The following is a 19,538-nucleotide window of genomic DNA, read 5'->3' as shown; positions in this document are numbered from 1 at the left end:
TTCGCATCCCTGACAGCCCTTTGGCGAAGGCCGACGCTGCGCGAATATATAAGCTCCGCCCCCGGTGCGGTCAAGCCAGTGACGCAAATTCGCGAAGTCGGTCACCGGATTTGCAGGGCAGTGCACTGTGCCAAACCGCGCCAATTTGCTGCCCGGGAAACGCAATTCACGCGCTTCTTTGGCTGTGCCCTACGCCCTACTCCCGCTCCACCTCCTCGGGTTTCGGCTGGCGTATTGCTTCCTCTATTCTCGGGCGAAATTCGTTGAGAGTGGCCTCGAGGCGACTAAAGGCTGAATCGCCGCCAGTCTCCTGCCACTGGATGCCAAACCCGTTTTCATTGGCCACGATTGCACAGGCATCCCTGGGTAGTTGGTCCAGCAATTGCCGCAAGGGTTCCCACGCCGGTTGCGGCGCAGCGCGCCCTTTGCGCCAATCCCAACGACCGGCAAAGTGCATATCGTGTTCCATCCGCTGTAGCTCCAGCACCCAGCCCAGTTGTAATCGCCGCGAGTCGCCCCAACGGTTGTAATAGACTGCGGCGGTCCCCTCGCCCAGTGCCGCCGGAAGTTTTAGCATCTGCACTGGCATACCGGACTTGGCGGCGCTGCCGCGCAATTTGGCGAGACGGCGGTCGCGCTGGTTGGGCTTGAGCCACATTACCGGCCCGAGCACCAGGGCTACGGCAAATAGAATAATGATCAGCGGAAGCCAACCGGACATAACCACTCCTTGTCGGTAGAAAACGGCGCCTATTGTGCGATGCCCCGCGCCATTTATGTCAACCAGTTTTTTTTACAGTAGACTTTCGGGGAGCGAGGCGCGCAATGAAAGCACTCGCGTACATAAAAGGAAAGGAGCGGAGCGATTTATGGCCAGTTACAAACGCATTCTCGTTGGCTTGGATCTTTCGGAGGAATCTTCTCAAGTTCTGGAAAAAGCGGGGGAACTCGGCAAGGCTTTCGATGCAGACCTGAGTCTTGTCCATGTGATCGAGCCCCTGACGTTTGCCTATGGCGGCGATATCCCCATGGACCTGTCCGAAGTCCAGGAACAATTGCAGACACAGGCCAAGGAACAACTGCGCAAGGCTGCGGACCAGCTGAATGTGCCAGCGGAGCGACAGCACGTGGTACTGGGCCAGCCGGCCACGGAAATTCACCGCCTCGCCGAAGAGCAGGAGGCCGACCTGATTGTCATCGGCAGCCACGGCCGTCACGGGCTCGCGCTATTGCTCGGCTCCACCGCCAATGGCGTACTGCACGGCGCCGGCTGCGATGTACTGGCTGTCAGGGTCAACGTGGAATCGAAATAACATATTGCGGTGAGTGGCCGAGCGCGCCACTCTCCCCCTTGTCACTCACCCTTCACCACTTTCCAGCTCCGACCAGCGGTCAAATGCAGTCTCCAGCTCTGATTGCTTGTCGGCAAGCAGTCGCAACTTGGCTTCTACCGCGGCCTGATCCTGCTGATAGAACTCCGGCTGCGCGACCTGCTCCTCCAGTTCACCAACCTCCCCTTCGAGCCGCTCGATAAGCGCCGGCAAACTGTCCAGCTCGCGTTGCAGTTTGTAGCTGAGTTTTTTCTTCTGCGCTGGCGCTCTGCTCTCTGGCGCAGTTTTACTTTCCGGGGCTATGTCGGCTTTTGCCTCCGCCAGTTCTTTGCTCTGCTCTAGCGGCGCGAAGCTGCCTCCCTGGCGCAGAAAATCACCATAGCCACCGACGTATTCCCGCACGCGACCACTACCCTCAAAGGCGAGGCAGGAGTCCACCACATTGTCGAGGAAGGCGCGGTCGTGGCTGACCAGCAATACTGTGCCGGTAAAGTCCAGCAGCAGCTGCTCGAGCAGCTCCAGGGTTTCCACATCCAGGTCATTGGTCGGCTCGTCCAGCACCAGGATATTGGCCGGCTGGCTGAACAGTTTCGCCAACAGCGCGCGATTACGCTCGCCGCCGCTGAGGGCTTCCACCTTGGTACGTGCCTTGACCCCAGTGAACAGGAAATCCGCCAGGTAGGACATCACGTGGCGGCTTTTGCCACCGACGGTAATGGAATCCCGCCCCTCGGCGATATTGTCCAGCACCGTCAGTTCAGGATTCAGCCGATCGCGGCGCTGGTCGAAATAAGCGACTTGCTGTTTGGTGCCGAGGCGAATCTGGCCGGCGTCCGGCTGCAGCTCACCCAACAACAGGCGAATCAATGTGCTCTTGCCAACGCCGTTGGGACCGATCAGGCCGACCTTGTCGCCGCGCAACAGGGTAAAGGACAGATTGCGGATCAGAGGCGCCTCACCGGGGTAAGCAAACGAGACGTCCTCCAGCTCCGCCACCAGCTTGCCGGACATCTCGCCAGCGTCCAGGGCCATCCTGGCGATCCCCTGGCGACTGCGCCGGGCCTCGCGTTGGCTTCGCAGCGCCTGCAGGGCCCTCACCCGCCCTTCATTGCGCGTGCGGCGAGCTTTGATACCCTGGCGAATCCAGGCCTCTTCCTGGGCGAGCTTCTTGTCAAACAGCGCTTCGTGCCGCGCTTCCTCCTCAAGCACCCGTTCTTTTTCCTGCTGGTATCTGTCGAAGCTGCACTGGAAGACCCGCAGATGGCCGCGATCCAGGTCCCAGACTGTCCGCGCCAGCCGCTGCGCCAGCGCGCGGTCGTGACTGACAAACAGGAGCGCACCGCGGTAACTGGCGAGGAAGTTTTCCAGCCACTCCACGGCAGCGATATCCAGGTGGTTGGTGGGCTCATCGAGAATCAGCAGGTCCGGCTCGGTAACCAGCGCCCGAGCCAGCGCAGCACGCCGCTGCCAGCCACCGGACAGATCTGCGACGGAATCCTCACCATTCAAGCCCAGCCGGTCCAGAACACTATCGATGCGCGGCAGCAGATCCCAGCCGTGTGCCGACTCGATTTGCGACTGGAGTTCGGCACAGGGTTCCGCGCGGTAGTCTGCCAGCCACAGTCCCACATCGCCGAGCCCGCCGGCAACAAAGCGGTAGACGCTGTCAGTACAGTCCGACGGCAGCTCCTGCTCCAGCGTGGCCAGCACCAAGCCGCTAGCTCGCACAACCTCGCCACCATCGACATCAATCTGGCCCGCAATCAGGCGCAACAGGCTGGATTTCCCCTCGCCGTTGCGACCCACCAGGCAGATACGGTCGCCCCGCTCGATCTTTGCACAGACATCATCCGCAAGTACTTGGGTTCCGTAACGAAGACTGACCCCGTCCAACTGAAGCAACATAAATAAGCACTACAATGTAAGTAGGCCGGTTCGAAACCAAACAGCCCTGAAAACTGTGGGGAATAGTGAATCCGGCCATGTGAAAAACGGATATTTTACGCATTTTTTCCGCACCGTTCTGGTAAATTAACGGTGCGAACTTTCAATCGGGTAAATGTGATGTCGATTGACGCAAAGGGAATCGCGCTTCTCTTTTCACTACTGGCCACCTCAATAACATCGGGCCTGCCCCCGGCGCATGCAGCCGAGGGCGACGCCGAAGCGGCCGTAGCCCAGCGGGAAAAGCTGAGGGCCGCGCGCACTGCAATTGCGCACAATGACCAGCGCACTCTGCAAGCACTGAAAACGGAGTTGCAGGATTATCCGCTGCAGCCCTATATCGACTACTGGGCCATCAGCAAGAAACTCTCACGGCTGCCCTACGACGAGATCGATCAATTCCTGGCCGACAATCGAGACACGGCCATCGGCGACTGGATGCGAGTGCGCGTACTGCGGGAACTGGGCAGTCGCAAGCGCTTTCAGGCCTACCTCAAATATTACGAGCCGGACAAGATAACCCGCGACGCCCTGCGCTGCTATTACGCCGATGCGCTGTCGCATCACGGCAGCAAGGACGAAGCCTATCGCCTGGTGGAAGAGCTGTGGCTGGTAGGCAACTCCCAGGCCGAGGAGTGTGATCCGGTGTTCGCCCGCTGGATGAAAGAAGGCGGCCTCACCCAGAGCCTGGCCTGGCGCCGTCACCAGCTGGCGCTCCAGAGCGGCCACCTGGACCTCGCCACCTATATCGCCGGCAAGATGGACGCCCCCCACCTACAAATGGCGGAATTGCTTCGCGCGGTACACAAGAACCCGGAGCTGCTGCTCAATTATTCGAGATTTATCAGTGATAAACCCGAGTATCGCGACATAGTGGTACACGGCCTCCACCGCCTGGCGCGCCAGGATGCCACCAGCGCGGAGCAAGCCTGGCGGCGCTACCAGGCCAGCTACCTGTTCAGCGACCAGGAGCGGGAAGAGATCCTGCGCGACCTGGCCCTGCAGTTTGCCCGTCAGGACAACCTCGCCGCGGTCAGACAACTCGTCAAGGACCAGGAAATAGCCGACGAGCGCACCATCGAATGGCTGGCGCGACAGTCGCTGCGGGAAATGGACTGGGAGCAGCTCGCCTTCTGGATAGACCGGTTGCCAGAGGAACAGCAGCAGCGCGACCGCTGGCTCTACTGGAAGGCCCGCTCCCTGGAAGAAGTCTACGGCAAGGGCCGTGCCGACGCGGCCGTGCACCTCTATCGCAAAGCCGCGGAAGAGCGGAGTTACTACGGCTTCCTTGCAGCCGACACACTGGGACAGAACTACAGTTTCGTCGACCGCCCGGCGCCCGTCACTCCGATGCAGGTAGAGCAGATGGCGAAGCGCCCGGCCATGCTGCGGGCGCGCGAGTTGCAGGCCATTGGCGAGCTGTATCACGCGCGCCGGGAGTGGGACTACGCCACTGCCGGCCTGTCGCACGACGAACTGCTCACGGCCGGCAAACTGGCCAGCTCCTGGGGCTGGTACCACAAGTCCATTCAGTCGGTTTTGGCGGCGGACTATCTGGATGACCTGGAATTGCGCTTCCCACTGGCCTTCGCCGACATTGTCGCCGACGTCAGCAAGCGCATGGGCGACAAAACCGCCCTGGATCCATACCTAATCTACGCCGTCGCGCGCCAGGAAAGCCATTTCAGCCACGACGCAAGGTCCCATGCAGGCGCACTGGGATTGATGCAACTGCTGCCGTCGACGGCCCGCGCAACTGCCCGCAGGGCCGGCGTGCACTACCGGCGAAGCTGGGACCTGCTCAGCCCGAGCACCAACATCGCCCTCGGCAGTTTCTATCTCAATACGCTGCTCAGTCGCTTCGATAACAACCGCTTTCTCGCCGCGGCAGCCTACAATGCCGGCCCCACTCGGGTAGCGAGCTGGTTAAAGGAAAGCAAAAACCAACTGCCATTTGATGTATGGATTGAAACGATTCCGTTTAGCGAAACTCGCCACTACGTCCAGAATGTACTGGCGTACTCGGTAATATATGCCTATCGCAGCGGTACCAAGGCGTCACTGCTCAACGAAAACGAGGCGAGCCGTAAACTGTAGAGGACATTTTTCGTAAGCCGCTTTCCGGCAGGCAGCTAACGCAATTGTGCGGTGACGAAAACGAACAGACTAAGCGTTGACGCAATGTTTCAGAGACGCCGCTGCAACCACTCAGCCAATTGCCGTTGATCAAATGGCCAGGCGCAGACATCGTCAGGATCGCCCAGCCCGACCACAGGAATCCGCGTCGCCAGACGATCGAGTAGTAGCGGATCGTCAGCGATATCCACCTCCCGCAGGCGCAACTGGAATTTTTCAAGTTGCGGCCATATTTCGCACTTGGCCTTTTCACAGAGGGAACAACCAAGCGTTGTGTAAAGCAACAACTCGCGAGACATGGAAATCAGAAATATCCCTGATTGCGCGCCCAGAAGTAGCCGAGCGTGGCCGCCGCCAGTAACAAACCGGTAACCCAGATCCAGCCACTGCCGCCACTCGCTTCAGCGACGGCCGAACTGCCTTGATATTTCTGGCGCTCCCGTGTGGTTTCAGCGAAAGAAACCACATTGGGTCTTCCCTGCGCGTCTTTGGCCTCCTGGCTGGCAGCTCTTGCCTGCGGAATGGAAATTGCCGGCCGCACCGTCGTCTTGTCGAGATCGTCCGCCGGGCCCACAACGCTGAAACTCAATGTATCGAAGCGCAGTTCATCACCGCGGCGCACTCGGGTTTCCACGATGCGCTTGTTATTGAGGTAAGTACCGTTCGCTGAACCGAGATCGGTGACAAACAACAACCCCTCGCGAACTTCCAAACGGGCGTGACGGCGGGAAAGGTGTGACAGCGAAAAAGTGATGTCGCATTCATCCGAGCGCCCCACCACCGTAGTCTCTTTGACCGGGAAGACCTTGCCGGCGATCGCCGGATGATTGGCCCTCAGCGCCCAGGCGACACTGCTGGCGGATGCCGCCGCCCTAAGCTTGGTCACTTTGGGATCCACCACTTGCAGCACTCGGCCGCCGACCTGCAACTGATCGTTCAGCTTGACCTCGCAGCTGCCCTTTACCGGACTGCCATTGAGCAGAATTTGACCTGCACCCGACAGATTATTCAGTGTCAGTGTTTCGCCGTCGACGACAATTTCCGCCTGCAGCTTGGCGACAGAGTCATCGGCAATGGTTAAGTCGCAGTTGGCAGCGCGCCCCAAGGTTACTTTCGGCGCAACCAGCCAGACACTTAAACTGGCATCTTTCAGGTCACAAAGTTTGAACATGTGGATATTTCCCCTACCAGACCCATCGCGGCAAAAAAAAACGCGCCCACTGGGTGGTGATGATGACAATTTTGCAGCAGCCCGCTGCCGCAACATTGATTCTTATCGATGGTCTGGAGTTTATCACGTGGATTTTCGTTAGCGTGTGATTCCGTTTGCAGCTTACAATGGCCAACGCGTTTAACATCGGTGATGCGCCGAAATCAGCGTGAACTGCTTCTCCCTGCAGTTCCACAGGGACGGGACCAGCGGTTATCTTGGTCAGCCGTTGGATCGCCGGAAAACAGAATAAAGACAGGTAGTTGCACGCCAGTGAGTGAAGCCAAAGTACGCGAAGTATCGCGGCACAGCGGGACAGTCCAGCGCACCAGTGGCGCCACGCGCAGCGCCGGCGCCACCCACCCCGGCTATAAACGCGATCAAAACGAAGATTCCTACTGGGCCGATGAACAACGGGGCATCTGGGTCGTGGCCGACGGCCTCGGCGGCCACCAGGCCGGCGAGATTGCCAGCCAGACGGTCGTAGAAGAGATTCAGCGCTCTGCCGCCACCGACCGCCACTACGAGCGGGCTCTGCAGCGCGCCCACGCGCTGTTACTGGGAGATGATCAAAATTCCGTCAATATGGGCTCCACCGCGGTAGTGGTTGCCGAGGACGGCGCCTATTTCCACGTTTACTGGGTCGGCGACAGCCGCGCCTATCTTTGGTCACCCGGCGCAGGCAAGGGTGAACTGAAGCAACTCACCAGCGATCATTCCTACGTACAAATGCTGGTGGATTCTGGTGCCATCAATTCTTCGGAAGCTGCCAGCCACCCTAATCGCCATGTAATCACCCGCTGCATCGGCGGCAGCACCAATCCCAAATTGGAAATTGACCGCGTCTCGTCGACCTGGGCGCCGGGACAAAAATTATTGCTGTGCAGCGATGGTCTCAGCGCCGAAGTCGACGCAGAGCTGATTGCCGAGGTCCTGGCGGATAACAGCGACAATCGCCGCGCTGCCGATCTGTTGATCGCCGCCGCACTGGATGCGGGAGGCAAAGACAACATCACTGTCCAGGTCATCAATGCGCCGAGTCCGGCGCCAACCAGTGCCCAAAAGTGGACTTCGTGCACAACTGGCGCACTACGCAGGTTGCTTCGGCGTTTTAAAGTGAGCGTTAAAATACTGCTGGCGATTATCGCGGTAGGACTTATCGCCGCCTTCGCCGCCGACCTGCTCGGCCAATTTTAATTTCAGGGAAAGCGCTCTATGGAAGTCGTCAGTACCAGCAATAACTCGTTGGAAATCCCCGGCTACCGAATCCTGAAAAAGATCAACCAGGGCGGTATGTCGACCGTGTACCTCGCGATCCAGCGCAGTGTCGGCCGCCAGGTGGCTCTCAAAGTGATGTCACCAGTACTCAATGCCGACCCTATATTCAGCGAGCGCTTCCAGCGCGAAGCCAATATTGTCGGCCAGCTTTCGCACCCGAATATCGTCGCCATTCACGATATCGGCCGCTACCGCAGCCTCAACTATATCGCCATGGACTACATGCCCGGCGGCTCGGTATCCGACCGGCTGGCGAAGGGCGTCATGGATCCGCTGGAAGCCCTGAACGTTACCCGCCAGATCGCCATGGCACTGGATAACGCCCACGGTAAGGGCTACGTGCACCGGGACCTCAAGCCGGAAAACATCCTGTTCCGCGAAGACGGTTCTGCCGTGCTGACAGACTTCGGGGTGGCCCGGGCGGTCGCCCGCACCACCCGCATGACCAATACCGGCATGGTGGTTGGCACCCCGCACTATATGAGTCCGGAGCAGGCCCGCGGCGCGGCGATCGACGGTCGCGCCGATCTCTACAGCCTCGGCGTCGTCTTTTACGAGATGATCACCAGCGCGGTGCCCTATCAGGCGGATGAGGCCGTCGCCATCGCGATCAAACATCTGACGGACCCTATTCCCCGACTGCCGGCGCGCCACTCCCTCTATCAGAACCTGGTCGACCGCTTTCTCGCGAAAGACCCGGAGCAGCGCTTCCAGCGCGGCCTCGACGTTGTGGATGCGATCGACCAGTTGATCGCCGCCCTGGCGGGCAAGCCGACAGCCCAGGCCACCCAGCTCAACAATACTTCGGTGCGTGTTTCCAGCCTGATGCGCGCCCTGTTACTGACCCTGTGGGGCACATTCAGCGACCATCTCATTAGGGCCTGGGCGCGCTGGCGCGACAAACCCCTAGACGAGAATCACCCGCGCGCCGAACAGGCGACCATTATGCGCATCCAGCAGGTGATTCAGCAGGCACCCCAGTACAAGCGCCGACGGTGGCTACTGAGCAGCCTGCTTATCGTTTCCGTCGCCTTCGGGTGGATTCTTTTCAGCCTGATCAGCTACAAGCTGCGGTGGCACGCTGACTCGCCGCTGCTGGGAAATTCCACCCGGTTCACTGCACAGTTGTTCCTGCCGGAGCAGGATGGGGATCTTCTTGCCCGCACGAACCCGAGTGCCCGGGAGGCGGATAACGCCACGCAGCAAGCCCCCGCCGCTGCCGCGCTAGCACTGCCCTCCCCGCTAACACCAGTCATCGATAGCGCGCTGGCCGCCAGTGCATCGGAGCAAACCGAAACAACCGGCGCAGCGTCCGCAGTTGACGAACCGGCAATACCCGGGACGCCGACGGAAGATATCGCCGCAGCGGTCGAGGACGAAACACCGGTAAAAGCCGGCAGCGAAAAGCCGGCGGCAAACGAAGAGGCTACCGACACCGCTCCGCTGGACCTGTTCAGTCTCACCGTGCGCCCCAAGCCGCGCGACGCCCGCGTGCGGATCATGAACATCAATCCGCGCTACCAGGCCGGCATGGAACTGGAACCCGGCAATTACGACCTGGAAGTAAGCAAACCCGGCTACACCACCGTTCGTCGCTGGATAGCAGTCGACGACCGGGATCTCTCCGTGCCCGTAGAACTGAAGCGCGCCTACACTGCCGGGAAAAAAATTCGTTCGACGCTGGCGTCCGGCGGACGCGGGCCACAAATGATCGTCGTCAAGGCGGGCAGCTTCCGCATGGGTAACAGCAAGCGCGCTTTCGCCAGCCCGGCTCATCGCGTGCGCATCGAGAAACCGTTTGCGATTTCCACTCACGAAATCACTTTCGATGAATACGACCGCTTCGCCGAGGCGACCGGTGCCGCCCTACCCGGCGACGCCGGCTGGGGCCGTGGCGAACGACCGGTGATCAACGTCAGCTGGCGCGATGCCCGGGACTACGTGCGCTGGCTGTCGCGGGAAACCGGCAAGCGTTACCGGCTCGCCAGCGAAGCGGAGTGGGAGTATGCCGCCCGCAGTGGCGTGCGACACCCGTTCTGGTGGGGCGACGACGACGCGCGGGGCAAAGCCAACTGCCGGCGCGGCTGCGCCAGCGAGTTCAACAGTATCTTCCGCGTCAGCAGCGCGCCGACCGGTCACTACCGGGCAAATAACTTTGGCCTGTACGACACCGCCGGCAATGTGGCCGAATGGGTGCAGGACTGCTATCTGGGTGACTACAGTAAAAGCCGCAGCGACGCGCGCCCGGTCGTTATCGACAACTGCGGCCTGCGCGCGGTGCGCGGTGGATCCATGCGCGATCCACTGAACAACATCAGCTCCGATTACCGCAAGGGGCTTAGTGAAAACACCATGTCCGTCGAGGTGGGCTTCCGAATAGTCATGGAACTGGACTAACTGAGCACATCCCCACCCGATCGCGCGATAGAGTGGACCGGTAAAACACGGGGCTGTGTTTTACCGGTGCGCTCCAACAATTAATCAACTGCCCTACTTCGCCTGAATTTTCCACACATTGTGAATTTTCGGATTGCGTTGAAAATCCTTATCCAGCAGCGGTAAGTTTTCGACGTTGAACTCCGTCACCAGGCTCTCATCCATCTTGAAGCTGCGCAGGTTATTGGAAAATACCAGCATTCCCCCCGGCGCCAGGAGTGACATGCACTGGCGAACCAGCGTGGCGTGATCGCGCTGAATATCCAGGACACCGCGCATTTTGGCGGAATTGGAAAAACTCGGCGGATCCAGAAAAATCAGATCGTAGTGCGCGCGACGGTTCTGCTGGGCCGATGCCAGCCACTGCAGGCAGTCTGCCTCCACCAACTGATGACGATAGGGATCCAGGTTGTTGCGGCGGAAATTGCGCGCACTCCAGGCCTGATAAGTCTTCGACATATCCACACTGGTGCTCTGCTCGCAACCACCCAGGGCCGCCTGGACGGTAGCGCTGGCGGTGTAGCAGAAGAGATTCAAAAATTTCTTGCCACGCGCGTGTTCGCGGAGATAGCGACGCACGGGGCGGTGATCCAGGAAGAGGCCGGTATCCAGATACGCCCGGAGATTTACCTCCAGCTCGGCCCCGTGTTCTGTGACCCAGATGCTGGCGGCAGAAGAATCCGCTTGCTTCTGATACTGGCTGCCGCCCTTCTGGTCGCCCTTATGACTGTGGCGCCGACGCTCCTTGATACTGATATTGCGCTGTGGAATTTCCAGCACCAGCTGCACCGCACGCACCAGATCGCGCAGACGCGAGCGCGCCTTGTTTTCATCTACGCTGGCCGGCGCGCGGTATTCCTGCACATGGGCAGACACCTGCCCATCAACTGATTTGTACAAATCGATGGCCGCGGCGTATTCCGGCAAGTCCGCATCGTAGAGGCGGTAGCAATCAATATTATTTTTCTGCGCCCACTTGCCGATGTTGCGCAGGTTCTTGCGCAGCCGGTTCGCCACCATGTCGGCTTCCGGGGACAACTTGCGGGCGCCCTCTTCCGCCCCACTTTCGGCCGACTGCTGGCGAACATGGAACAGCAGCAACTGGCTGGGAATACTGCCGTTGTAGAGCTGATACTGCTTGTGCGAACGGAGCCCTGTTTCGAAACCGAGTTCCGGATTACCGGTAAAGATACCAACCAGCCAGCCACCAAACTCGCTCTTCAGCTGGCGGCCCAGCTCTGCGTAAGTTTCGCGCAGCGCTTCCTGTTCACCGAGACGCTCGCCGTATGGAGGGTTGGTAAGTACCAGGCCGGGCTTGATCTCGCGGTGGCTCGGCACCTTGAAGGCCGCCACCGGACGGCAGCTGACGCGCACCTGCCGCTCCAGCCCGGCACGGGCAATATTTGCTTCCGCGGCAAACAGGACCTTGGCGTCGGCATCGTAGCCGCGAATTTCTGGCAGTTCCCGCTCCAGTCCGCGACGCCGGCGCTCCAGGGCTTCCTCCCGCAGCTGATTCCAGATATCACTCTGGTGATTGAGCCAGCGCTCAAAGCCAAAACTGTCGCGCAGCAGGCCCGGCGCGATGTCTGCGGCTATCATCGCGCCTTCGATCAGGATGGTGCCGGAACCGCACATGGGATCCAGCAGGGTTCCGCCTTCTGCCGCAATCTGGGGCCAGCCGGCGCGCAGTAACAGTGCCGCGGCGAGGTTCTCCTTCAGCGGCGCTGCGCCGATATGGGTGCGGTAGCCGCGCCGGTGCAAGCTGTCACCGCTGAGATCGATGGCGATATCCAGCCTGTCCCGCTGAAGCCGCAGGGCAACCGTCAAATCCGGATTCTGCTTGTCGATCACCGGCCTCGCACCGCTGTCGCGACGCAAGCGGTCCACTATCGCGTCCTTGGCTTTCTGCGCGCCAAACTGGCTGTTGCGGATCTCTCGGTTGGTGCCGGAAAACTGCAGCCACAACTTGCCGGAAGGATTGATATGCCGCTCCCAGGGCTGCGCCGCGACCGCGCGGTACAGGTCTTCCGCGCTGCTGATGCGGACCTGCTCCAGGCGCAGCATGATACGATTGGCCAGGCGGCTCCACAGGCAACAGCGATAAGCCAGCTCCAGCGAACCGGAGAAATGCACCGCCGCCGGTTGTTCACGGGTATCACTGGCACCGAGTGCGCGCAGTTCTTCAGCCAAAAGCCCCTCGAGACCCTTGGGACAGGTGGCAGTCAGTGCCAGTTGTTCATTCAGCTGTTCAATCAAAATCTTTTACTCATTCTTGAAACCTGATGGAAACAGGTTTCCAACATTTCGCCGAGACGCTCAATGCAACCTATTGGCGCCGGAGTGGCGATTCCGCGCTGCTACCTATACGTATTTTGTCTATCAAGAGCCGCTTTAAGTCAAAAGTGTTCGTTCACACATTAAGCACCTTTTGCTCTACTAGAATGCGTCGTCATTACTGTTAGCTTTGAGGCGCTGAGAGGCCGCCCCCAACACAATGTCATTTAGTGCACAAAACAACATGCCGAGGTGAGCGCTTTTCTGATTCGCCAGGCACGACAATACTCTTGGATTAACGCGGAGTTAAATGGAGGGTGGCGTGGCAACCTAATTGAATCATTCACTAAGCTTAGAAATACAGGTGCAATAAAACGGCAATAACTAAGATCATGCGGCGGAGCCGCCTGTGCATAAACAAGAGCAGAGGTACTGCATACGATGAAACGCCAAAAACGCAACCCAGCCGATAGAGCATTCTACAAGGGCTACCTCGCAGCCCTGCATAACAAATCCATGGATAGTTGCCCGTATATCAACGGTGCGTCCCATCAGGAATGGGTAAATGGCTGGCGTGAAGGGCGCGAAGACTACTGGAACGGCTTCGACAAGACCACCAAGGCGCAAAAACTGGAGATCTACAGCGCCGTCTCCACCGATATCCAATACCCCGACGGCTGGAGTACCGTCTAGATTCGAGCGATTGCGAACTCGATCAATAGACTTTACCCCGATTGCGCCGCGGGCTCCTCTCGACCTTCACTTCGAGTGATGGCAGTCAGTCAACTCGCGGCGCCACTGCGGCGCACCAGTGCGATCGCTTCGGCAGCCTCACGGATCACTTCCGGACCGCGGTAAATAAAGCCGGTATAGATCTGCACTGCCGTTGCGCCGGCACGGATTTTTTCTGCCGCACTCTCGCCATCGAAGATTCCACCCACACCGATAATCGGAAGGCGCCCCTTCAGCTCTTCTGCCAGCTGCGCAATGACCCTGGTGGATTTCTGCTGTAACGGCTTGCCGCTCAAGCCACCCTCTTCATTTCCATGTGGCAGGTGAGCCACCGCCGATTTGTCGATGGTGGTATTGGTGGCGATGACGCCGTCTATTTCAAATTCACACAAGGTCTCGGCGATCTGCGCGATCGCATCGTCGTCCACATCCGGCGCAATCTTGACGGCCAGCGGCACGTATCGATCGCTCTGCTGAGCCAACTGTGCCTGCTTCTCCTTGATCGCACCGAGCAGACGGTTCAGGCTCTCCCCAAACTGCAGGTCCCGCAGTCCCTTGGTGTTAGGAGACGACACGTTGGCGGTGATGTAATCCGCATAGGGATAGACTTTATCCATGCACAGGCAGTAGTCGTCTGCGGCGCGCTCTACCGGCGTATCGAAATTCTTGCCGACATTGATACCCAGCACGCCACCGAAGCGGCGGCGCTTGACGCGCTGTACCAGGTAATCGACCCCCTCGTTATTGAATCCCATGCGATTGATAATTGCATCGGCCTCTTCCAGGCGGAACAGGCGCGGCAGCGGATTACCCGGCTGCGGGCGCGGCGTCACCGTACCGACTTCGACAAAGCCAAAGCCGAGCGCTCCCAGCCCGTTGAATGCCTGGGCATTCTTGTCCAGACCCGCCGCGAGCCCTACCGGATTCGGCAGCGTCAATCCCATCAATTCCACCGGGTCATCGGCTATCGGCTTGGCGAACAGGGACATCAAGCCGAGCCGCTCAGCTGCACCTATGGCATCCAGCGACAGGTGGTGAGCTCGCTCGGGATCGAGCGCAAACAGGGCCTTGCGCAGATGTGAATACATGCCTTTCCTTTTTTCTGTCTCTTTCGACCGACCGGGGCGAACGAACGCCCCACCCCGGCTCTGCGCGGGCCGCACAATTGCGGCCCGCGCTGTACTATTCGGCCAGCGATTCCTGGTCCGCGGTCGCGTTGGCCAGATACATCAGTTCCCGCAGCGCGACCGTAAACATCGCAAAATCGCTTACCGGAGATGCCTTCAGTTCCGCGATCATGCTGTTCCAGCGCTGGATCGTGGGCGCCATGATAGCGCTCCAGCGGGACATTGCACCATCCACGTCAACTCCGGCCTCTCCGGCGAGACGCAGGATGTTCACGGCAAGACTCGACAGTTGGCTGTCGAGGTCATCCATGCTGGTCTCGCGGGCCTGGGCCTGCCAGAAGCTTTCCACCGGTAAATCGATAATCAGGTTGCCGAACCAGTGCAGATTCAACACGTCGGCGAGGCGGAAGTAGACGATCGCCACCTCCTCCACCGGGCGCTCACTGGCGCGGGCGGATTCGGAGATCCCCAGGGCCGAATACAGGTAGGTCGGGGAGGCCGCCAGCAGCGCCACTTCCTCCGGCACCTTGGCCTCCAGCAGTTTCTGGTAGCGGGACTCCCAGTCGCGCCGCGGCGCGCCGCTCAGGACTTCCGGCAGCGCCTTGATGACCCGCTGAACCGATGCCTGGAACAGCTCGCAGTTCAGCGCCGGCTCCAGGTCATTGCGGCGGTTGCGGATAAACCAGCGGGTGGCGCGGCGCACCCGACCCGCCATGGAACTCAGCAGCTTTTTCTGCAGTTCGGCCGGCACTTCGTAGTCCAGTGAGGCGACCTGCTCCTGGAACTGCGGCATCAGGTAAACATCGCGGGCGCTGATATAGGCCGCGGCCACACTGTTGATATCCGCCCCGGTCGCACTGCTGATGCGGTGATAGAAGGTGATCCCCATACTGTTGACCATCTCGTTGGCCACCTGGGTCGACACGATCTGGCGGCGCAGCGGGTGGTCATAGACCAGCTCGCGGTAGCGCGCGACCAGTTCCTCGGGGAAGGCGGACTCAACCGCTTCCTGAACCTGCGCGTTGTCGATGATTTCCGCGCTCTGCAGGTCCTCCTTCAGCTTCACCTTCACGTAGGAGATCAGCACCGACAGTTCCGGGCGGGTCAGGTACTGCCCCTTGTTCTGGCGCTCGGTGATCTGCTCGTTATCCGGAATAAATTCCAGGGCGCGCTTCAGCCGCCCTTCGCTCTCCAGCGCGTTGATGGTGCGGCGGTACTCGTCCAGTCGCTCGGGCACCTGGTACTCGGCCAGACTCAGGGCGCGGGTCTGGTCATAGTTATTGTGCAGCACCAGCTCGGCGACAGAATCGGTCATTTCCTCCAGCAGCTGGTTGCGCTGCTTGTCGGTCAGATCCCCGTTGGTAACCACCTTGTTCAGCAGGATCTTGATGTTGACCTCGTGGTCCGAGCAGTCCACGCCCCCGGCGTTGTCGATAAAGTCGGTGTTACAGCGGCCCCCGTTCAGGGCGAATTCGATGCGGCCGCGCTGGGTCATGCCCAGGTTGCCACCCTCGCCGAACACCTTGGCGCGCAGCTCGCGGCCGTCGACGCGCAGATGGTCATTGGACTTGTCGCCGACCTCGGCGTGAGACTCGGTACTGGCTTTCACGTAGGTGCCGATACCGCCGTTCCAGATCAGGTCCACCGACGCGCGCAACAAGGCGCTGATCAGCTCGTTCGGATTCAGCTGGTCCGCGTCGATGCCGAATGCCGCCTGCATTTCAGGCGTGATTTTGATCGACTTGGCGCGGCGCTCGAAGATTCCGCCGCCCTTGGAGATCAGCTTCTGGTTGTAATCCGTCCAGCTGGAGCGCGGCATCTCGAACAGGCGCACGCGCTCGGCATAACTGCTCGCCGCATCCGGGTTCGGGTCGATAAAGATGTGCAGATGGTTGAATGCCGCCTTCAGGCAGATATGTTCGGACAGCAGCATGCCGTTGCCAAACACGTCGCCCGCCATATCGCCAATGCCGATAACAGAGAAGTCCTCTTTCTGGACATTCACGCCCATCTCGCGGAAGTGTCGCTGCACCGATACCCAGGCACCGCGGGCGGTAATGCCCATCTTCTTGTGGTCGTAGCCCTGGCTGCCGCCGGAGGCAAAGGCGTCTCCCAGCCAGAAGTCGTACTCCGCGGCAATGCTGTTGGCGATATCGGAGAAGGTTGCAGTGCCCTTGTCGGCCGCGACCACCAGATAGGGGTCATCCTCGTCGCGGCGCACTACCTGCTCCGGCGGCACGACCTCGCCGTCCTTGAGGTTGTCGGTGATATCGAGCAAACCGCGAATAAATGTCTGGTAGCAGGCGATGCCCGCCTCCATCATCGCCTCGCGGCTGCTGTCCGCCGGCGGCTGGCGCACCACGAAGCCGCCCTTGGCGCCACTGGGTACGATAACCGCATTCTTCACCGCCTGCGCCTTCACCAGACCCAGCACCTCGGTGCGGAAATCCTCCAGCCGGTCGGACCAGCGCAGGCCGCCGCGCGCCACCTTGCCGCCCCGCAGGTGCACGCCTTCCACGCGCGGCGAATAGACGAAGATCTCGAATTCCGGCCGCGGCTCCGGAATGCCGGGGATATTGCGCGGGCTGAACTTGATCGAGATGTAGTCCTTGGGCTGGTCATCGGCACCGGTCTGGAAGCAGTTGGTGCGCAGCGTGCCCAGGATCAGTTCCAGGTAGCGGCGAATCACCTGGTCTTCGTTCAGGTTGTCAACCGCATCGAGCCCCTCGTGGATCTTCTTGATCAGGCGCTCTACGCGGGACTGGTCCTGTTTGCCGGTGCTGATGCGCGGATCAAACAGCGCGCGGAACAGCGCCACCAGGTTGCGGGTGATTTCCACATGGTTGGCCAGGGTCGCAGCGATATATTCCTGGCTGGCACTGAACTTGGTCTGCTTCAGGTAGCGGGCGTAGGCGCGCAGCATGGCAACTTCGCGCCAGTTCAGGCGGGCCGCCAGCACCAGCCGGTTGAAGGAGTCACTCTCGGCCACATTGCTCCAGATCGCGGCAAAGGCGTCCTGGAACAGGTTGCGGGACGCCTGCGCATCCACGCGGGTGGGCAGGCCAAATTCGAGATGGAACTCGTGCATCCACACATCGGTTCTGCCGCTCGGGCGGATGGTGTATGGGAACTCGCCCATCACCCGCAGACCCAGGTTTTCCAGCACGGGAATCACATCTGACAGTGTCAGGCCGCTGCCCCAGTTGAACACCTTGAAACGCAGGCTGCCCGGCGCTGCTCCGACCGGCTGGTAGAAACTCATCGCCACCCGGTTCTGCTCGCTCAGGTCGTCGATGGCCGCGATATCCTGCACGGCGATACGCGGTTCAAAATCCTCGCGATAACCAGCGGGAAATGCCCGGCCGTAAACACTGTAGAGTCGGTTGCCCTCCTCTTCTCCGTGGCTTTCGATCAGGGATTTTTGGAATACATCTTCCCAGGAACGGGTTATGTCCACGATTTGCGCCTCCAGTCGCGCCACGTCAATGTCTACCGGCTCGCTCGGGGAAACACGGAATACGAAGTGCACCCGCGCGAGAATGGACTCGGAAAAGTAAGTAGTGAAATCGGAATCGATGGCCTTGATGGCCTTGGCAATATGCGCGCAGATCAGCTCCCGCACGCTGCTGTTGAACTGCTCCCGCGGCACATAAACGGTGGCGGTTACGAACTTGCCAAACGGATCGCGGCGCATAAACAGGCGGATATGCGCGCGCTCGTTCATGCTCAGCACGCCCATCACCGTATCGAACAGCCCCTGGGTACTGCTCTGGAACAGCTCGTCGCGGGGAAAGGTGTCGAGAATACGGCGCAGCGCCTTGCCGTCGTGACTGTGGGGGGCCAGACCACTCGATTCGACGATCGATGCCATCTTGCGACGGATAATCGGAATCTTGGCCGGGCTCTCGGTATAAACCGGAGATGTATAGAGTCCCATAAAGGCGGACTCGCCGATGACTTCGCCGTCGGCGTTGTAGCGCTTGACGGAGACATAATCTGAATAAGCGGCGCGGTGCACCCGCGATTGCACCGATGACTTGGCGAAGGTGAGGAAATTCGGCCCCTGGTAGAAGCGCTGTTTGCCTTCGTTGAAAGCGGCTTCCGGTGTCGGTTCCGCTGGCTCCTCCAACTTCTTGAAAATGCCGAGACGGCGCTGCTCCACCTCACAGAGAATCTTCTTGTCCCCCTGCTGGCAGAATTCGTATTCGCGGTAGCCAAGGAAGGTAAAGTTGCCGTCGCGCATCCACTGCAAAAAGGCACACGCCTCCTGCAGGTTGGCATCATCCTCGGCGAGGCCGGTGTGCAGCTGGTCTTCCATCGCGCTGCAGGTATCGAGCATCGGCACGTAATCGTCCACCACGAGCTCGACATCACCCAGTACGTCCTTCAGGGCCGCAGTCAGGTCAGATGCATAGCCCGGTGAGCTGTCCAGGTTGATCTCGACATAGATCAACGCCTCATTCGATGCACTCGATTCCTGCGGCTCATCCGGTGCCTCACAGGGTGAAGGCAGCAGTTTCTGCAGCTTGCCAGACTTGCTGCGCTTAAGCCGCATCACGGTACTTTTTATTGAGTGGATGACGGTGTCGCGGCGATTGATCTCAATACGCACCGAATCCACCAAAAACGGCATGTCCCGCTGCAGTACGCCAACCACGGTATGGGAGCACTCCCAGCCGTCGTCCTCCAGGCGCGGATTGAATACGCGCACCTTTGGCTTGTCCCCCGGGCGCTGCTGGATAAAGTTCCACCAGCTGTAGATGCAGCCATAGACGTCGACCAGGCGCCGACCTGCCATATCTTCCAGTGGGTACTGGTGCAGGAACTGCTGCGCAAAGGCCACTACCGGCTCAGCCTGTTCCGCCAGCTTTTCCCGAATCAATGCGCTAACCTGCGCCACTAATTCTTCACGGCTGTCGGTGATCACCGTCGCCATATTCACGGAGAACCTCCCAAGTTCAATCTTCTAACACCGGCTCCGGTTTCCCCAGATCCGAAAATACTGTCGCCTTATCCCCACACGGGTGCAGGAACAAGTCCATAAATTTAAAATTTTGCCGGGCTCGAACC

Annotated in this window: 12 protein-coding genes; 5 read left to right on the top strand and 7 right to left on the bottom strand. The window is 59.9% G+C overall.

From position 1 onward, the window contains the following. Positions 1-196: 196 nt before the first annotated feature. Complete coding sequence (locus BUC36_RS00180) at positions 197-721, bottom strand: hypothetical protein (protein ID WP_073270284.1); 525 nt, start codon at positions 719-721, stop codon at positions 197-199. A gap of 148 nt (positions 722-869) precedes the next feature. Here BUC36_RS00180 and BUC36_RS00175 point away from each other — a divergent pair, with 148 nt between their 5' ends. Beyond that, positions 870-1,313, top strand: a complete 444-nt coding sequence (locus tag BUC36_RS00175) for a universal stress protein (RefSeq protein ID WP_073270281.1) — start codon at positions 870-872, stop codon at positions 1,311-1,313. A 45-nt stretch (positions 1,314-1,358) separates the two neighbouring features. On the opposite strand, the gene BUC36_RS00170 is transcribed toward BUC36_RS00175, so the two are convergent. Then, a complete protein-coding gene (locus tag BUC36_RS00170; protein WP_073270279.1) occupies positions 1,359-3,236 on the bottom strand; it encodes an ATP-binding cassette domain-containing protein in 1,878 nt (625 codons plus the stop codon). A gap of 159 nt (positions 3,237-3,395) precedes the next feature. Between BUC36_RS00170 and BUC36_RS00165 the strand changes: the two genes are divergently transcribed. Beyond that, a complete protein-coding gene (locus tag BUC36_RS00165) occupies positions 3,396-5,372 on the top strand; it encodes a transglycosylase SLT domain-containing protein (protein ID WP_073270278.1) in 1,977 nt (658 codons plus the stop codon). A gap of 89 nt (positions 5,373-5,461) precedes the next feature. On the opposite strand, the gene BUC36_RS00160 is transcribed toward BUC36_RS00165, so the two are convergent. Together BUC36_RS00160 and BUC36_RS00155 are read right to left on the bottom strand one after the other, a co-directional pair. Further along, positions 5,462-5,710, bottom strand: a complete 249-nt coding sequence (locus tag BUC36_RS00160; RefSeq protein WP_073270276.1) for a glutaredoxin family protein — start codon at positions 5,708-5,710, stop codon at positions 5,462-5,464. Between the two features lie 5 nt (positions 5,711-5,715). After that, positions 5,716-6,582, bottom strand: coding sequence for an FHA domain-containing protein (locus BUC36_RS00155; protein ID WP_073270274.1), 867 nt, complete (start codon positions 6,580-6,582; stop codon positions 5,716-5,718). 312 nt (positions 6,583-6,894) lie between these two features. On the opposite strand from BUC36_RS00155, the gene BUC36_RS00150 reads away from it, so the two are divergent. Further along, on the top strand, positions 6,895-7,818 hold the full coding sequence (locus BUC36_RS00150; protein WP_073270272.1) for a PP2C family protein-serine/threonine phosphatase: 924 nt from the start codon (positions 6,895-6,897) through the stop codon (positions 7,816-7,818). Positions 7,819-7,836: 18 nt separating this feature from the next. Beyond that, positions 7,837-10,296, top strand: a complete 2,460-nt coding sequence (locus BUC36_RS00145) for a bifunctional serine/threonine-protein kinase/formylglycine-generating enzyme family protein (protein ID WP_073270270.1) — start codon at positions 7,837-7,839, stop codon at positions 10,294-10,296. Between the two features lie 93 nt (positions 10,297-10,389). Here BUC36_RS00145 and rlmKL read toward each other — a convergent pair whose 3' ends face one another. Beyond that, the gene (gene rlmKL / locus BUC36_RS00140; protein ID WP_234994944.1) at positions 10,390-12,588 is read right to left on the bottom strand and encodes a bifunctional 23S rRNA (guanine(2069)-N(7))-methyltransferase RlmK/23S rRNA (guanine(2445)-N(2))-methyltransferase RlmL; all 2,199 of its coding nucleotides are present in this window, start codon (positions 12,586-12,588) and stop codon (positions 10,390-10,392) included. A 462-nt stretch (positions 12,589-13,050) separates the two neighbouring features. Here rlmKL and rmf point away from each other — a divergent pair, with 462 nt between their 5' ends. Beyond that, on the top strand, positions 13,051-13,302 hold the full coding sequence (rmf, locus tag BUC36_RS00135) for a ribosome modulation factor (RefSeq protein WP_073270268.1): 252 nt from the start codon (positions 13,051-13,053) through the stop codon (positions 13,300-13,302). An 89-nt stretch (positions 13,303-13,391) separates the two neighbouring features. Here rmf and BUC36_RS00130 read toward each other — a convergent pair whose 3' ends face one another. Both BUC36_RS00130 and BUC36_RS00125 read right to left on the bottom strand, forming a co-directional pair. Then, positions 13,392-14,429, bottom strand: a complete 1,038-nt coding sequence (locus BUC36_RS00130; protein WP_073270267.1) for a quinone-dependent dihydroorotate dehydrogenase — start codon at positions 14,427-14,429, stop codon at positions 13,392-13,394. A gap of 94 nt (positions 14,430-14,523) precedes the next feature. Next, positions 14,524-19,410 carry an NAD-glutamate dehydrogenase gene (locus tag BUC36_RS00125; protein ID WP_407661748.1) on the bottom strand — a complete coding sequence of 1,629 codons (4,887 nt, stop codon included), beginning with the start codon at positions 19,408-19,410 and terminating at the stop codon, positions 14,524-14,526. Positions 19,411-19,538: the final 128 nt, after the last annotated feature.

The sequence above is a fragment of the Microbulbifer donghaiensis genome, assembly GCF_900129095.1.
Classification (GTDB): domain Bacteria; phylum Pseudomonadota; class Gammaproteobacteria; order Pseudomonadales; family Cellvibrionaceae; genus Microbulbifer; species Microbulbifer donghaiensis.
This window is presented reverse-complemented; position numbering and strand designations above follow the sequence as displayed.

Bases quoted from the DNA above. Each gene is read 5' to 3' on its own strand.
- BUC36_RS00175 (WP_073270281.1), top strand. From the start codon at position 870: ATGGCCAGTTACAAACGCATTCTCGTTGGCTTGGATCTTTCGGAGGAA.
- BUC36_RS00130 (WP_073270267.1), bottom strand. From the start codon at position 14,429: ATGTATTCACATCTGCGCAAGGCCCTGTTTGCGCTCGATCCCGAGCGA.
- BUC36_RS00170 (WP_073270279.1), bottom strand. From the start codon at position 3,236: ATGTTGCTTCAGTTGGACGGGGTCAGTCTTCGTTACGGAACCCAAGTA.
- rmf (WP_073270268.1), top strand. From the start codon at position 13,051: ATGAAACGCCAAAAACGCAACCCAGCCGATAGAGCATTCTACAAGGGC.
- BUC36_RS00180 (WP_073270284.1), bottom strand. From the start codon at position 721: ATGTCCGGTTGGCTTCCGCTGATCATTATTCTATTTGCCGTAGCCCTG.
- BUC36_RS00160 (WP_073270276.1), bottom strand. From the start codon at position 5,710: ATGTCTCGCGAGTTGTTGCTTTACACAACGCTTGGTTGTTCCCTCTGT.
- BUC36_RS00145 (WP_073270270.1), top strand. From the start codon at position 7,837: ATGGAAGTCGTCAGTACCAGCAATAACTCGTTGGAAATCCCCGGCTAC.
- BUC36_RS00155 (WP_073270274.1), bottom strand. From the start codon at position 6,582: ATGTTCAAACTTTGTGACCTGAAAGATGCCAGTTTAAGTGTCTGGCTG.
- BUC36_RS00165 (WP_073270278.1), top strand. From the start codon at position 3,396: ATGTCGATTGACGCAAAGGGAATCGCGCTTCTCTTTTCACTACTGGCC.